General features: G+C 68.6%; 17 protein-coding genes. 6 read left to right on the forward strand and 11 right to left on the reverse strand.

From position 1 onward, the window contains the following. Window positions 1-2: 2 nt before the first annotated feature. Genes nirJ through nirS form a run of 9 tightly spaced genes read right to left on the reverse strand, consistent with a single transcriptional unit; the run spans window position 3 to window position 6,670 of the window. A complete protein-coding gene (gene nirJ, locus B7D75_RS02565) occupies window positions 3-1,166 on the reverse strand; it encodes a heme d1 biosynthesis radical SAM protein NirJ (RefSeq protein ID WP_003106109.1) in 1,164 nt (387 codons plus the stop codon). Further along, window positions 1,160-1,675: a siroheme decarboxylase subunit beta gene (gene ahbB, locus B7D75_RS02570; RefSeq protein WP_003084858.1), complete on the reverse strand. Its 516-nt coding sequence runs from the start codon at window positions 1,673-1,675 to the stop codon at window positions 1,160-1,162. Before ahbB (B7D75_RS02570) ends, nirJ begins: the two co-directional genes overlap by 7 nt. Continuing rightward, a complete protein-coding gene (locus B7D75_RS02575) occupies window positions 1,650-2,093 on the reverse strand; it encodes an Lrp/AsnC family transcriptional regulator (RefSeq protein ID WP_107113714.1) in 444 nt (147 codons plus the stop codon). The genes ahbB (B7D75_RS02570) and B7D75_RS02575 overlap by 26 nt, the downstream gene beginning before the upstream one ends. Beyond that, window positions 2,086-2,610 (reverse strand): siroheme decarboxylase subunit beta, encoded by a 525-nt coding sequence (gene ahbB, locus B7D75_RS02580; protein WP_107113715.1) that lies wholly within the window; start codon window positions 2,608-2,610, stop codon window positions 2,086-2,088. Before ahbB (B7D75_RS02580) ends, B7D75_RS02575 begins: the two co-directional genes overlap by 8 nt. Next, window positions 2,607-3,059, reverse strand: coding sequence for an AsnC family transcriptional regulator (locus tag B7D75_RS02585; RefSeq protein ID WP_003157622.1), 453 nt, complete (start codon window positions 3,057-3,059; stop codon window positions 2,607-2,609). The genes ahbB (B7D75_RS02580) and B7D75_RS02585 overlap by 4 nt, the downstream gene beginning before the upstream one ends. Window positions 3,060-3,067: 8 nt before the next feature. Next, window positions 3,068-4,246, reverse strand: coding sequence for a heme d1 biosynthesis protein NirF (nirF, locus tag B7D75_RS02590; RefSeq protein ID WP_107113716.1), 1,179 nt, complete (start codon window positions 4,244-4,246; stop codon window positions 3,068-3,070). Further along, window positions 4,243-4,602, reverse strand: coding sequence for a cytochrome c55X (gene nirC, locus B7D75_RS02595; protein ID WP_034080870.1), 360 nt, complete (start codon window positions 4,600-4,602; stop codon window positions 4,243-4,245). Before nirC ends, nirF begins: the two co-directional genes overlap by 4 nt. Further along, window positions 4,599-4,913, reverse strand: coding sequence for a cytochrome C-551 (gene nirM / locus B7D75_RS02600; protein WP_012074083.1), 315 nt, complete (start codon window positions 4,911-4,913; stop codon window positions 4,599-4,601). Before nirM ends, nirC begins: the two co-directional genes overlap by 4 nt. Before the next feature lie 50 nt (window positions 4,914-4,963). Continuing rightward, entirely contained in the window at window positions 4,964-6,670 is a 1,707-nt protein-coding gene (gene nirS, locus B7D75_RS02605) for a nitrite reductase (RefSeq protein WP_107113717.1), read from the reverse strand. Between the two features lie 215 nt (window positions 6,671-6,885). Here nirS and nirQ point away from each other — a divergent pair, with 215 nt between their 5' ends. The 6 genes from nirQ (at window position 6,886) to B7D75_RS02635 (ending at window position 12,262) form a co-directional block, all read left to right on the forward strand. Beyond that, entirely contained in the window at window positions 6,886-7,668 is a 783-nt protein-coding gene (gene nirQ / locus B7D75_RS02610; protein ID WP_043098968.1) for a transcriptional regulator NirQ, read from the forward strand. Window positions 7,669-7,702: 34 nt separating this feature from the next. Beyond that, window positions 7,703-8,230, forward strand: coding sequence for a cytochrome c oxidase subunit 3 (locus B7D75_RS02615; protein ID WP_074197210.1), 528 nt, complete (start codon window positions 7,703-7,705; stop codon window positions 8,228-8,230). 7 nt (window positions 8,231-8,237) lie between these two features. Further along, complete coding sequence (locus B7D75_RS02620) at window positions 8,238-8,495, forward strand: cytochrome C oxidase subunit IV family protein (protein WP_003113239.1); 258 nt, start codon at window positions 8,238-8,240, stop codon at window positions 8,493-8,495. An 89-nt stretch (window positions 8,496-8,584) separates the two neighbouring features. Next, window positions 8,585-9,025 carry a nitric oxide reductase subunit NorC gene (norC, locus tag B7D75_RS02625; RefSeq protein ID WP_003157079.1) on the forward strand — a complete coding sequence of 147 codons (441 nt, stop codon included), beginning with the start codon at window positions 8,585-8,587 and terminating at the stop codon, window positions 9,023-9,025. Next, a complete protein-coding gene (norB, locus tag B7D75_RS02630; RefSeq protein ID WP_003157077.1) occupies window positions 9,025-10,422 on the forward strand; it encodes a nitric-oxide reductase subunit NorB in 1,398 nt (465 codons plus the stop codon). Before norC ends, norB begins: the two co-directional genes overlap by 1 nt. 1 nt (window position 10,423) lies before the next feature. Next, complete coding sequence (locus B7D75_RS02635; RefSeq protein WP_107113718.1) at window positions 10,424-12,262, forward strand: nitric oxide reductase activation protein NorD; 1,839 nt, start codon at window positions 10,424-10,426, stop codon at window positions 12,260-12,262. A 6-nt stretch (window positions 12,263-12,268) separates the two neighbouring features. Here B7D75_RS02635 and B7D75_RS02640 read toward each other — a convergent pair whose 3' ends face one another. Together B7D75_RS02640 and dnr are read right to left on the reverse strand one after the other, a co-directional pair. Further along, window positions 12,269-12,463, reverse strand: coding sequence for a hypothetical protein (locus B7D75_RS02640; RefSeq protein ID WP_034080875.1), 195 nt, complete (start codon window positions 12,461-12,463; stop codon window positions 12,269-12,271). 83 nt (window positions 12,464-12,546) lie between these two features. Then, window positions 12,547-13,230, reverse strand: a complete 684-nt coding sequence (gene dnr, locus B7D75_RS02645) for a transcriptional regulator Dnr (RefSeq protein WP_003157327.1) — start codon at window positions 13,228-13,230, stop codon at window positions 12,547-12,549. Between the last annotated feature and the right edge of the window lie 166 nt (window positions 13,231-13,396).

Raw genomic sequence — 13,396 nt, forward strand, 5'->3', positions numbered from 1 at the left:
CCTTAGACGGCGTGCAGCGCGATGCGCTCGAGGCCGATTTCCTGATCGCTGAGGTAGCAGCCGGGGTCTTCGCCCCAGAGTTCTCCGCCGGCCCAGGCGCGGGTGCGGGTGTTGCCGTTGCAGATGTCCAGCCAGCGGCATTGGCTGCAGCGCCCGACCACCGGTCGCGGGCGCTGGCGCAGTTGCAGGAGCAGCGGGTCGGGGCGCTCGAACCAGAAGTCGGCGAAGCGCTGATGGCGGATGTTGCCGACGCTGTGGTGCCACCAGTAGCTGTCCGGATGCACCTCGCCGGTGTTGTCGATGTTGGCGATGCCCTCGCCCGAGGCGTTGCCGCCCCAGTCCAGCAGCAGCTCGCAGAGACGCGCCAGTTGCTGCGGGCGGCGGCGCTTGAGCCAGTCGAGGAGAAGGATTGCGTCGGCGTCGTTGTTGCCGGTGACGAAGTCGCTGTCGCGCCCCTGCCGGATGTCCTCGTCGGCCCGTTCGAAGAGCAGCGCGAGGGCCTCGCGGGTGCGCCGGTGGTGGGCGTCGAGGGCGCGGCTGCGGCGGCCGCGGCCACTGTAGTTGAGGTGCGAGAGGTAGAACTTCTGCACGTCGAGTTCGCGCATCAGGTCGAGCAGTGCCGGTAGTTGCGCGGCGTTCTCCTCGGTCAGGGTGGTGCGCATGCCGACGCGGATATCCGCCTCGCGGCACAGGCGCATGGCCGCCAGCGCGGCGTCGAAGCTGCCCTGCTTCTGGCGGAAGCGGTCGTGGGTCTCGCGCAGGCCGTCGAGGCTGATGCCGACGTAGTCGAAGCGGGCCTCGGCGACGCGCTGGATGTTGCCTTCGTCGATCAGCGTACCGTTGCTCGACAGCGCCACGAACATCCCGGCCTGGCGCGCATGGGCGGCGATCTCGAAGAGGTCCGGGTGCATCAGCGGCTCGCCGCCGGAGAGGATCAGCACGCGCACTCCGGCGGCGCGCAGGTCGTCGATGCCGCGAAGGATTTCCGCGGTCTCCAGCTCGCCACGGAAGTCGCTGTCGGCGGAGGTGGAGTAACAGTGCTTGCAGGTCAGGTTGCAGCGCCGCAGCAGGTTCCAGATCACCACCGGGGCGCGCCTGCCGCCGGCGCGGCGCGGCGTCGGCGCGTCCTCGGCGAGGCTGCGCAGGTAATGGCTGATCCTCAGCATGGACGTTCCTCCTTCTGCGCCAGGCGCAGGCCGGTCTTCTTCAGGATGCGGCTGCTCACCAGCATCTCGTCGGCGCGACAGTCCTCGCCGAGCAGCAGGCGGATCTGCTGGCGGTAGCCTTCGATCTCCGCTTCGCTGCGGCCGTGGACCATGGCGAACAGGTTGTAGCGCCACTGCGGCAGATGGCGCGGGCGCCGGTAGCAATGGCTGACGAAGGACAGCCCGCCTACCAGCCGGCCGAGGCGTTCGATGCGTTCGTCGGCGACGTCCCAGACGGTCATGCCGTTGTGCCGGTAGCCAAGGCGATAGTGGTTGGGCACCGCGGCGATGCGCCGGATCACCCCGGCGTCGCGCAGGCGCTTCAGCAGCGCCAGGGTCTCCGCCTCGCTCAGCCGCAGTTGCGCGGCGATCCACGCCCAAGGGTCGGCGACCAGCGGCAGGCCGGCCTGGGTCAGTTCGATCAGGCGGCGGGCGAGCAGGGCGTCAGAGGGGGAAATGCAGGCCGACATGGTAGGTCGCCTCCTTGGGCAGGTCGAGTACCGCCAGCCCGCTCTCGCGCTCCAGCCGCGCCAGGGTCTCGGCGACCTCCGCCGGGCTGTCGCAGGCGACCACCAGCCACATGTTCAGGGCGTGCTCGCGACGGTAGTTGTGGGCGACCTGCGGCCAGCCGGCGAGCAGCGCGGCGAGCTCTTCGAAACGCGCCTCCGGCACGCTCATGGCGGCCAGGGTGAAGGCGCCGCCGAGGGGCTCGATGTCGAACAGCGGACCGAAGCGGGTCAGGGTGCCGTCGTCGAGCAGGTCGTCGAGGCGGCGCAGGATGTCTTCCTCGCGGCAATCCAGTTCGCCGGCGAGCAGCGCATAGGGGCGCGGCTCCAGCGGCAGGCCGTGTTGCAGGCGGTTCAGCAGGCGCCGGTCGAGCTCATCCATGGCGGCGCTCCAGGCCGGACGGCGGCGCGGTGTAGCGGCCGCCGCACTGCTTGTAGGCGCGCAGGCTGAACAGCCAGCGGTGCGGTGCCTGGCGCAGGTCGTGGCGCTCCAGCAGGGCCGCGATCTGGCGTTCCACTTCGCAGCGCTCGCGGCCGTGGATCATGCAGAACAGGTTGTATGGCCACATCGGCAGGCGACGCGGGCGCCGGTAACAGAGCGAGACGATCGACTCGTGGGCGAGGGCGCGGCCGACGGCGTCGACCTCCGCGTCGGCGACATCGAGCACCAGCATGGCGTTGGCGGTATAGCCCAGGGCGCGGTGGTGGATGATCACCCCGAAGCGGCGGAACAGGCCGTCTTCGTCCCAGCGGCGGACCTGTTCCAGCACTTCGTCTTCGCCGGCACCGATGCGTTCGGCGAGCACCCGATAGGGCCGGCTGGCCAGCGGCAGGCCCTGTTCCAGCAGGTAGCGCAGGTGTTGTCGCTGCGGCGCGGCGAGGGGTTCGACAGGATTCATCGGCTGGCCTCCAGGGGAAACGCGAGGTCGATGCAGTAGGCTTCCTGCATCGGCAGGTCGAGAGGTTGCAGGCCGGTGTCGGCGGCGATCTCCGCCAGTACCCGGTCGAGTTGCGCGCGGTCGCCGGCGGTGAGCACGAACCACAGGTTGTAGTGGTGTTCGCGCTGGTAGTTGTGGTTCACCTCGGCGTACTGGCTGATGCGCTCGGCGACCCGTTGCAGACGTTCCTCGGGCACCGCCAGGGCAGCCAGGGTGCTGGCCCCGGCGCGCTGGTGGCGGAGCACCGGGCCGACCCGCGACAACGCGCCGTCGGCTTCCAGGCGACGCAGCCGTTCGAGCACCTCGGCTTCGCTGCAACCCAGGGTTTCGGCCATCCGCCGATAGGGTTCCGCGCAGATCGGCAGGCCTTTCTGGTAGCGGGCGAGGAGGCGGCGGGAGAGGTCGTCCATGGTGCCTCCTAGAGTCCGATGTGCTGGGCGCGGTGGCTGAAGAAGATGCCGCTCGGGCTGCGGGCCGGAAGGCTGCCGATGCGCTCCAGGCGGTACGGGTCCCAGACCTGCACCTGGTCGGCGTCGCGCACGGAGATCCAGACCTGGTCGCCGCGCCCGCTGAATTCCATGTGCAGTACGCCGGGGCCGGGGCGCAGGGTCTCGATCACCTCGTGGGTCTCGCTGTCGATGACCTGCACCTTGTCGTTGTCCGGGTAGGCGAAGTTGACCCAGATCTGCCGGTCGTCCGGGCGGGTCATGACGAACACCGGCTGGCCGGCGACATCGATGGCGTCGGTCTGCTTCCAGTCGCGCGCGTCGAGCACCAGCACCTGGTGATGGCCGACCGCCGGGACGAAGGCCTGGTCGCTGGCGATGGTCCAGCCCTCCAGGTGCGGCATCTTGTACACCGGCAGCTTGCGCTGGCCGCGGCCGTAGTCGCCGAGTACGCGCCTGACGCCGCGCTCCGGGTGCCAGAGGTCGAGCTGCGCCATGCCGTCCTCGCCGAACAGGCCGGCCATGTAGTAGCGCCCGTCGGGGCTGATGAGGGCGTCGTAGGGCTGCTTGCCGACATCGCGGAAGCGGGTCAGACGCGGCGTGTCGCCCTGGCTGAAGTCGGCGATCCAGATCTCGCCGCTGTCGAACAGGCTGAACACGAAACGCTGCCCCGGCGCGTCGACCAGGCCGACCACCCGGGAGTTCCTGTCCTGGCCGGGGAGGCGGGTGGCGGGAATCTCGGCGACCAGCTCCAGGGTGCGGCTGTCGAACACCTTGACCCCGCCCGGCTCGTAGTTGGATACCGCGACCAGCCGACCGTCCTGGCTGATCGCTCCGCCGATGCTGTTGCCGCCCTGGATCAGGCGCTTGTCGATGCGCTGGGCCAGCAGATCGAGCCTGGTCAGGCCGCCGTCGCGACCGAATACGTAGGCGTAGCGCTGGTCGCGGGAGAACACCAGGGAGGCGTGGGACAGGTCGCCGAGGCCTTCGACCCGCGCCAGCGAGGTCTTCGCCGTGCCGTCGAGGATCTGCACGCTGCCGTCGGCGCGTTCGATCAGCACGCCGAGGTCGCCGCTGCCGCGCAAGGGCGGCTGCTGGCTACAGCCGGCGAGCAGAGCGAGGAAAAGCGGCACGAGGGGACGCAGGTTCATGGGGCGATCTCTCCTTCGATCAGGCGGTCCACCAGCCAGCCGGCGTCGTCTTCGCTGAGCAGGCCGGCCCAGGGGGGCATCGGGGTTTGCGGGCGGCCCATGAGCACGGTGGCGACCAGCGATTCGCGCGGCTTGCCGCGCAGGGCCTCGGGGGTCAGCGCCGGGCCGAGGCCGCCGGTCAGGCGCAGGCCGTGGCAGGAGCCGCAGTCCTGCAACAGCAGGTGACGCAACTGGGCCTGGCGACGGGCATCGGGATGCTCGTCGGCCAGGCCCTGAAGTGGACAGGCGAACGTCAGCGCGAGGGCCAGCCACAAGGCGTGGCTGGCGGCGCGCCGGAAGTCCGGAGGGGCGTTCATTTCTGCGACAGGACCCATTTCGCCAGGGTCTGCGCCTCGTCGTCGCTGACCGCGTTCGGCGGCATCGGGATCGGGCCCCAGACGCCCTGGCTGCCGTTCTTGATCCGCTGCGCGAGTTCCGCTTCGGCGCCGGCCTGGCCGGCGAACTTGGCGGCGACGTCCTTGTAGGCCGGGCCGACCATCTTGGTGTCGATCGCATGGCAGGCCACGCAGCCCTTGTTCTTGAACAGCACTTCGGGGGCTTCGGCCCAGGCGCCCTGGGCGAGCAGGGTGCCGGTGGCGAGCAGCGAAAGCAGTGCGTACGGTTTCATCACGGTTCCTCGTAGGGGGGAGCGTGCGGGGCGTGCCCCGCACGCGGGTCTCAGTACACGTCGTGCTGGGTGTTGTAGACGTTGAACTTGCCGGTCGGGGTGATCAGCCGCGGGTCCTTGACCACGGCCTTGAGCTTCAGGGTCTTGTCGTCCACCACCACCAGCGCGGAGGTGTCGTTCTTGCCGTTCCACACCGAGAACCAGACTTCGTCGCCGCGCTTGTTGTACTCGGGCTGCACCACCCGCTTGGCGCCTTCGCCGAGATCGGCCCATTCGGCGATCGGCAGCACCTGGTACCTGGCGTCGAGGTTCTTCAGGTCGAACACCGCGACGCTCTGGCTGATCCTGGCGTCGGGGTTGAAGGTGGTGTCGACGTAGAGGTGCGAGGACTTCGGATGGGTCTTGATGAACAGCGAGCCGCCGCCCTGGCCCTGTAGTTCGGCGACTTTCTTCCAGGCGTACTGCGGATGGTTCTTCGGATCGGTGCCGATCAGCGAGATGCTGCCGTCGCCCAGGTGGCTGGTGCTCCACACCGGGCCGTACTCGGGATGCACGAAGTTGGCGCCACGCCCCGGGTGCGGGGTCTTGCCGACGTCGACCAGGGCCGACAGGCGACGGTCCTTGGAGTCGATCACGGCAACCTTGTTGGAGTTGTTGGCGGCGGTCATGAAGTAGCGGTGGCTGCTGTCCCAGCCGCCGTCGTGGAGGAACGGCGCCGCACCGATGCTGGTGACGGTGAGGTTGTCGATGTCCTTGTAGTTGACCAGCAGGACCTTGCCGGTCTCCTTCACGTTGACGATGAACTCGGGGTGCTCGTGGGAGGCGATGATCGCCGCCACGCGCGGTTCCGGGTGGTAGGTCTGGGTGTCCACGGTCATGCCGCGGGTGGAGACGATCTGCTTCGGTTCCAGGGTCTCGCCGTCCATGATCGCGAACTGTGGCGGCCAGTAGGCGCCGGCGATGGTGTAGCGGTCCTCGTAGCCCTTGAACTTGGAGCTTTCCACCGAGCGCGCCTCGATGCCGATCTTGATCTCGGCGACCTTGGTCGGCTCCTTGGCCCACAGGTCGATCATGTCGATCCGCGCGTCGCGGCCGATCACCAGCAGGTAGCGGCCGGAGGCGGACATCCGCGAGATGTGCACGGCATAGCCGGTATCGATGACCTTGACGATCTTCTTGCTGTCGCCGTCGACCAGGGCGATCTGCCCGGCGTCGCGCAGGGTCACCGAGAACAGGTTGGGCAGGTCGAGGTCGTTGAGCTGTTTCTTCGGCCGGTCCTCCGGCTTCACCAGCACCTTCCACGATTCGCGCATCTCCGGCATACCCCACTCCGGCGGTTGCGGCGGGGTGTGCTGGATGTACTTGGCCATCAGGGTGATCTGTTCCTTGCTCAGCTCGCCGGAACTGCCCCAGTTCGGCATGCCCAGCGGGGTGCCGTAGGTGATCAGCGCTTCCAGGTATTGCTGGCCGCGTTGCTGGGTGATGTCCGGGGTCAGCGGCTTGCCGGTGGCGCCCTTGCGCAGGACGCCGTGGCAGCCGGCACAGCGTTGGAAGTAGATCTGCTTGGCCTCGTTGAACTCGCTTTCACTCATGTCGGGAGCACCGTTGGTGCGCACCACGTGAGCGGGATCGACGGCGGAAGCGGCACCCTGATATTGCGCGGCTGCTTGCATGTCGTCCTTGGCGTGAGCGGTGGCCAGGCCCAGCAGCGTCAGCGAGGCGAGCAGGGTGCCCGCCAGTGGCTTGCCAAATGGCATGGTCTATCTCCTCAGGAGCCCTGCGAGGCGCTCCCTTAGCAGTGTTTTGGGGGTGGCTGCGTCGGGAACTCCCGGGAATTCATGGCGCGAAAGGATCATAGAAAGCAGGGTCTTTACCCTTGCTTGACCGGAATCAAGATTGCGGTGCTTTGCGCTTGTGGCACCTTCCAACTGTGAATAGCGTGCGGTCCTAATCCCTAGCGCAGGAGTAGGACATGCGGGACGCGATACCTTTCTACGAGGCCACCGGCCATGAGATCGACGTCTTCGAGCGCGCCTGGCGGCATGGCCTGCCGGTGCTGCTCAAGGGCCCCACCGGTTGCGGCAAGACCCGCTTCGTCCAGCACATGGCGCGGCGCCTGGAACTGCCGTTGTACAGCGTCGCCTGCCACGACGACCTGGGCGCCGCCGACCTGCTCGGGCGCCACCTGATCGGCGCCGACGGCACCTGGTGGCAGGACGGCCCGCTGACCCGCGCGGTGCGCGAAGGCGGTATCTGCTACTTGGACGAAGTGGTGGAGGCGCGCCAGGACACCACGGTCGCCATCCACCCGCTGGCCGACGACCGCCGCGAGCTGTACCTGGAGCGCACCGGCGAGACGCTGCGGGCGCCGCCTTCGTTCATGCTGGTGGTGTCCTACAACCCCGGCTACCAGAACCTGCTCAAGGGCCTGAAGCCCAGCACCCGGCAGCGCTTCGTCGCGTTGCGCTTCGACTACCCGGCGGCGCAGCAGGAGGCACGCATCCTGGTCGGCGAGAGCGGTTGCGCCGAGGCCCTGGCGCAGCGCCTGGTGCAGTTGGGCCAGGCGCTGCGGCGGCTGGAGCAGCACGACCTGGAGGAAGTCGCCTCGACCCGCCTGCTGATCTTCGCCGCGCGCCTCATCGGCGACGGCATGGACCCGCGCGAGGCGTGCCGGGTGGCGCTGGCCGAACCGCTCTCGGACGACCCGGCGACGGTGGCGGCGCTGATGGACATCGTCGATCTCCATGTCGGCTGATACCGTCGAGCGGCGCCTGCCCGGCGACCTGGCGATGTGGTTCTTCATCCTCGCCGAACTCAGCGTGTTCAGCCTGCTGCTGCTGGCCTTCGCCGGCGCCCAGGCCTGGCAGCCGGAGCTGTTCCGCGCCGGCCGGGGGCAACTGGACAGCCGCTGGGGTCTGTTGCTGACCGTGGCCCTGCTGAGCTCCGGCTGGCTCGCCGCGCTGGCGGTGCACGCGGTGCGCCGCGGGCGGCCGCGCCAGGCGAGCGGCTGGTTGCTGGCGGCGCTGCTGCTGGCGCTGGTCTACGTCGGCCTGAAGCTGCACGAGTACGGGCGGCTCGCCGACCTCGGCCTGGACATCGAGCACGACACTTTCTTCACCCTCTACTGGTGCCTGACCGGCTTCCATTTCCTCCACGTCCTGCTCGGCCTGTTGATCCTCGGCTGGCTGGCGCAGGCCTGCTGGCGCCGGCGCCATACGCCGCAGGCCTGCTCGGGACTGGAATCGGGCGTGCTCTACTGGCACATGGTCGACCTGGTCTGGGTGCTGCTGTTCCCGCTGGTCTACGTCCTGCAATGAGGCGCCGATGCGAACCCTGACTCTCTGCTGGCTGGCGTTGCTGGCGCTGGCCGTGACCGGCGTGCTGCTGGGCGGCGCCGGCGACTCTCCCTGGCTGCTGGCGGCGGTGCTGGCCTGCGCGGTGGCCAAGGGCTGGCTGATCGGCGAGCGCTTCATGGAACTGGCCCACGCCCCGGCGCTATGGCGCCGCCTGCTGCTGGCCTGGCCGCTGCTGATGGCCCTGGCGGTGGGCGCGGCGCTGTACCTGGCGCGGATGAATAACTGAGTAAATCGTTCGGGAATCTTGATTGCCATCAAGCGGGTTCGCCGCCGCCGCTTCCTAGAATCGCCGCACCACCCATTCCAGGAGGCCGCATGTCCGAGACCTTTACCAAAGGCATGGCCAGGAACATCTATTTCGGCGGGAGTGTGTTCTTCATCCTGTTGTTCCTGGCCCTGACCTACCACACCGAGAAGACCCTGCCCGAGCGCACCAACGAGGCCGCGATGAGCGAAGCGGTGGTGCGCGGCAAGCTGGTCTGGGAGCAGAACAACTGCGTCGGCTGCCACACCCTGCTCGGCGAGGGCGCCTACTTCGCGCCGGAGCTGGGCAACGTGGTCGGGCGGCGTGGCGGCGAGGAGGGCTTCAACACCTTCCTCCAGGCCTGGATGAAGATCCAGCCGCTGAACGTGCCGGGCCGCCGCGCCATGCCGCAGTTCCATCTCAGCGAAGGGCAGGTCGACGACCTGGCCGAGTTCCTCAAGTGGAGCTCGAAGATCGATACCAACCAATGGCCGCCGAACAAGGAGGGTTGATGATGTCGCCCAATGGCTCCCTGAAATTCGCCTCGCAGGCGGTCGCCAAACCCTACTTCGTGTTCGCCCTGGTCCTCTTCGTCGGGCAGATCCTGTTCGGCCTGATCATGGGCCTGCAGTACGTGGTCGGCGATTTCCTGTTCCCGGCGATCCCCTTCAACGTCGCGCGCATGGTGCACACCAACCTGCTGATCGTCTGGCTGCTGTTCGGCTTCATGGGCGCTGCCTACTACCTGGTGCCGGAGGAGAGCGACTGTGAGCTGTACAGCCCCAGGCTGGCCTGGATCCTGTTCTGGGTATTCGCCGCCGCCGGCGTGCTGACCGTCCTCGGCTACCTGCTGGTGCCCTACGCCGGCCTGGCCAGGCTCACCGGCAACGAACTGTGGCCGACCATGGGCCGCGAGTTCCTCGAACAGCCGACCATCAGCAAGGCGGGCATCGTGATCGTCGCACTGGGCTTTCTGTTCAACGTCGGCATGACCGTGCTGCGCGGGCGCAAGACCGCCATCAGCATGGTCCTGATGACCGGCCTGATCGGCCTCGCCCTGCTGTTCCTGTTCTCCTTCTACAACCCGGAAAACCTCACCCGCGACAAGTTCTACTGGTGGTGGGTGGTGCACCTGTGGGTGGAAGGCGTGTGGGAGCTGATCATGGGTGCGATCCTCGCCTTCGTGCTGGTGAAGATCACCGGGGTCGACCGCGAGGTGATCGAGAAATGGCTCTACGTGATCATCGCCATGGCGCTGATCAGCGGCATCATCGGCACCGGCCACCACTACTTCTGGATCGGCGTGCCCGGCTACTGGCTGTGGCTCGGCTCGGTATTCTCGGCGCTGGAGCCGCTGCCGTTCTTCGCCATGGTGCTGTTCGCCTTCAACACCATCAACCGCCGCCGTCGCGACTATCCGAACCGCGCGGTCGCGCTGTGGGCCATGGGCACCACGGTGATGGCCTTCCTCGGCGCGGGAGTCTGGGGCTTCATGCACACCCTGGCGCCGGTGAACTACTACACCCACGGCACCCAGCTCACCGCCGCCCACGGCCACATGGCCTTCTATGGCGCCTACGCGATGATCGTGATGACCATCATCTCCTACGCCATGCCGCGCCTGCGCGGGATCGGCGAGGCGATGGACAACCGCTCGCAGGTCCTGGAGATGTGGGGCTTCTGGCTGATGACCGTGGCGATGGTGTTCATCACCCTGTTCCTCTCCGCGGCCGGGGTGCTGCAGGTCTGGCTGCAACGGATGCCGGCGGACGGCGCGGCGATGACCTTCATGGCCACCCAGGACCAGCTGGCGATCTTCTACTGGCTGCGCGAAGGCGCCGGCGTGGTGTTCCTCATCGGCCTGGTCGCCTACCTGCTGAGCTTCCGGCGCGGCAAGGCGGCCGCCTGAGATGGCCTTCGCCGTCGAGCTGGAGGAATGGGTCGGCGCCCACTGGCACCGCTTCATCACCCGCCATGCCAGCGGCGAGTTCGAGGCGGCGCGGGTGACCCTGGAGAGCATGCGGCGTCCGCTCGGCATGCTCTTCCGGGCGCTCGGCGGCGCTCCGGGGGTAGCCCTCGAAGCGACCCCGGCGCGCCGCCTGCTGCTGCGCCGTACCTGGTTGCAGCGGGTCGCCGGGACCTGCGAGCAGGCCCCGGTGTCCTGGTTCAATGGCGACAGCCTGCGCCTGCCGGAGTCCTTGGCGGTATACCCGCAGGCCGAGCTCAACCGCGAACTGTATCGCTGGCTGGCGCTGCTGGCGGCCAGCGCCGGGCCGCTGCGGCACTGGGCGCAGGACAACCAGCGCTGGGCGCGGCAGTTGCTCGACGCCTATCCGGCGCTGCGCCCGCGCTATGCCCGGCTGGTCGCCGCGCATCTGCGCCAGCGCCCGTCGCTGGACGATTGCTCGGCGGCTGATGCCGAACTGGAAATCGCCCTGCGCCGCGCGCTTGCCGAGCCGGGCAGCGTCGAGCGCTTCCCGCGAGTCGAGCAGGCGCCCTGGCCGGTGCCGCTGTGGCTGTATCCCGGCGAGCGCTGGACGCCTTCCGCCAGCGCCGAGGACGGCGAGGAAGCGGCCGCCGGCGCCGGCAAGCGCCAGGTCGCCCGCAGCGGAGCGCGCAAGCGCGCCGAGCGCGTCGAAGAGCGCGACAGCGAACGCAACCTGCTGCTGTTCCGCCTGGAAAGCCTGCTCAGTTGGTCGGAGCACCTGGCCCTGGACCGCTGTAGCGACGACGAGGACGACCCGGACGGCGCGCGCGTCGCCGAGGACCTCGACTACCTGTCGCTGTCGCGCCAGCGCACGCAGAAGGGCGGCGGCCTGCGCCTGGATCTCGACCTGCCGGCCGCCGACTACGATGACCTGCCGCTCGGCCCCGGGCTGAAGCTGCCCGAGTGGGACTATCGGCAACAGCGCCTGCTGGCCGACCACGTGCTGCTGCAACCGCTGCGGCCGCGCGGCGCGGCCAGCGCCAGCCTGCCGGCGCACCTGGAGAAGACCGCGCTGCATCTGCGCCGTCAGTTCGCCTGCCTGCGCGACGGTCGCCAACGCCTGCGCCAGCGGCCGCAGGGCGACGAGATCGACCTCGATGCCTGGCTCGACTTCCAGGTCGAGCGGCGGCGCGGAGGTTCCACCCAGCCAGGCCTGTTCCTCGAACAGCGGCCGCGCCGGCGCGACCTCGCCTGCCTGTTGCTGGCGGACCTGTCGATGTCCACCGAAGCCTACCTCGACGACCAGCGGCGGGTGATCGACAGCATCGTCGACAGCCTGCTGCTGTTCGGCGAGGCCTTGCAGGCGCTGGGCGACCCCTTCGCGCTGTACGGGTTTTCCTCGGTGCGCCGGCAGCAGGTGCGCTGGCAGGTGCTGAAAGATTTCGACGAAGGCTACGGCGGCGAGGTCCGCGGCCGCGTGCTGGCGCTCTCGCCGGGCTACTACACGCGGATGGGCGCGGCGATCCGCCGGGCCAGCCAGGTGCTCGGCGGGCAGCCGCAGAAGCGTCGCCTGCTGTTGCTGTTGAGCGACGGCAAGCCCAACGACCTGGACCGCTACGAGGGCCGCTACGGCATCGAGGACACCCGCCAGGCGGTGATCGAGGCGCGCAGCCAGGGGCTGGTGCCCTTCTGCATCACCATCGACAGGGAGGCGGCGGACTACCTGCCCTACCTGTTCGGCGCCGACGGCTTCGCACTGGTCGAGCGCGCCGGGCAGTTGCCCGAGCGCCTGCTCCAGCTCTATCGGCGCCTGCGCCGCTGAGACGCTTCAGGGAATATCGCGCGGCAGCCAGAGCATCATGCCCAGGCAGAACAGCGCCAGCCCGGCGCAGAACCAGGCGAAGCGCCGCTGCCGGCGGCGCTGGAGCTGGCGCTGGGAGGCGCTGGGCAGCGGCATGCCGCACTGTTCGCAGGCGCTTTCCGCGCCTTCGGTTTCATGGAGGCAATACAGGCACTGGCGCATGGGCGTTCTCGCGGGCTCGACCCCTCCAGCTTGCCGGCGGACGGGCCGTTGCGCGCTTGATCGCGATCAAGCGGCGAGGCTGTTCACTCGAAGCACTCCAGGCGCTCGCGGTCGAGGATGCTGATCTCGCGGCCGTCGAGGCGGATGATGCCCTCGTCGCCGAGGCGGTGCATGATCCGCGAGAAGGTTTCCGGCTGGATCGACAGGTGCCCGGCCACCAGTTGCTTGGCCACCGGGATCTCCACCCGGCAGTTCTGCCCCGGCGCGTGGGCGGCGAGGGTCAGCAGGTAGCGCACCACGCGGTGGGTGGCGTTCTTCAGGGAAAGCGTCTCGATCTCGTCGATGCGCTGGTGCAGGCGGGTGCTGAGCTTGGCCAGCAGGGCCAGGGCCAGCGGTGTGTTGTCCTGCAACTGGCGCAGGTAGGCCTTGTTGGAGAAACGGAACAGCTGGCTGGGCACCACCGCCTGGGCGGTGGCCACGTAGTTCGGGGTGTCCATGAACATCATCGCCTCGGCGAAGGTGTTGCGCTCGCTGGTCACCTCGAGAATCTTCTCCTGGCCTTCCGGGGTCAGCCGGTAGATCTTCACGCAGCCGGAAATCAGGTAGTAGAAGGCGTGCGCCGGCTCGCCCTGGCGGAACACGTAGGCGCCCTTGTCCAGGTTGACCAGATCGCTGCTGGCGAGCAACTCCTGGAGCTGGGCGGGTGAGAGCGGTTCGAACAGGTGGTGGCTCTGCAGGAGCTGCTGGTGGACGCGCTGGAATTCCATGCTGGGAAGGCTCGCGGTGATGAGGGGACTGCCCACTGTAGCGGGCGCGCTGCGGGTCATCTTGATGCACGGCAAGGCGGGGGCGACTGGCGCATGCCGTCGGTCCGGCGGGCGGAACTATTACAGCGTGTAAGCCAGGGCTTACAAACGCCGGTGGTTTTGGCTG

The organism is Pseudomonas paraeruginosa (assembly GCF_003025345.2).
Taxonomy (GTDB): Bacteria; Pseudomonadota; Gammaproteobacteria; order Pseudomonadales; family Pseudomonadaceae; genus Pseudomonas; species Pseudomonas paraeruginosa.

Bases quoted from the DNA above. Each gene is read 5' to 3' on its own strand.
- nirJ (WP_003106109.1), bottom strand. From the start codon at position 1,166: ATGCTGAGGATCAGCCATTACCTGCGCAGCCTCGCCGAGGACGCGCCG.
- ahbB (WP_003084858.1), bottom strand. From the start codon at position 1,675: ATGTCGGCCTGCATTTCCCCCTCTGACGCCCTGCTCGCCCGCCGCCTG.
- B7D75_RS02575 (WP_107113714.1), bottom strand. From the start codon at position 2,093: ATGGATGAGCTCGACCGGCGCCTGCTGAACCGCCTGCAACACGGCCTG.
- ahbB (WP_107113715.1), bottom strand. From the start codon at position 2,610: ATGAATCCTGTCGAACCCCTCGCCGCGCCGCAGCGACAACACCTGCGC.
- B7D75_RS02585 (WP_003157622.1), bottom strand. From the start codon at position 3,059: ATGGACGACCTCTCCCGCCGCCTCCTCGCCCGCTACCAGAAAGGCCTG.
- nirF (WP_107113716.1), bottom strand. From the start codon at position 4,246: ATGAACCTGCGTCCCCTCGTGCCGCTTTTCCTCGCTCTGCTCGCCGGC.
- nirC (WP_034080870.1), bottom strand. From the start codon at position 4,602: ATGAACGCCCCTCCGGACTTCCGGCGCGCCGCCAGCCACGCCTTGTGG.
- nirM (WP_012074083.1), bottom strand. From the start codon at position 4,913: ATGAAACCGTACGCACTGCTTTCGCTGCTCGCCACCGGCACCCTGCTC.
- nirS (WP_107113717.1), bottom strand. From the start codon at position 6,670: ATGCCATTTGGCAAGCCACTGGCGGGCACCCTGCTCGCCTCGCTGACG.
- nirQ (WP_043098968.1), top strand. From the start codon at position 6,886: ATGCGGGACGCGATACCTTTCTACGAGGCCACCGGCCATGAGATCGAC.
- B7D75_RS02615 (WP_074197210.1), top strand. From the start codon at position 7,703: ATGTGGTTCTTCATCCTCGCCGAACTCAGCGTGTTCAGCCTGCTGCTG.
- B7D75_RS02620 (WP_003113239.1), top strand. From the start codon at position 8,238: ATGCGAACCCTGACTCTCTGCTGGCTGGCGTTGCTGGCGCTGGCCGTG.
- norC (WP_003157079.1), top strand. From the start codon at position 8,585: ATGTCCGAGACCTTTACCAAAGGCATGGCCAGGAACATCTATTTCGGC.
- norB (WP_003157077.1), top strand. From the start codon at position 9,025: ATGATGTCGCCCAATGGCTCCCTGAAATTCGCCTCGCAGGCGGTCGCC.
- B7D75_RS02635 (WP_107113718.1), top strand. From the start codon at position 10,424: ATGGCCTTCGCCGTCGAGCTGGAGGAATGGGTCGGCGCCCACTGGCAC.
- B7D75_RS02640 (WP_034080875.1), bottom strand. From the start codon at position 12,463: ATGCGCCAGTGCCTGTATTGCCTCCATGAAACCGAAGGCGCGGAAAGC.
- dnr (WP_003157327.1), bottom strand. From the start codon at position 13,230: ATGGAATTCCAGCGCGTCCACCAGCAGCTCCTGCAGAGCCACCACCTG.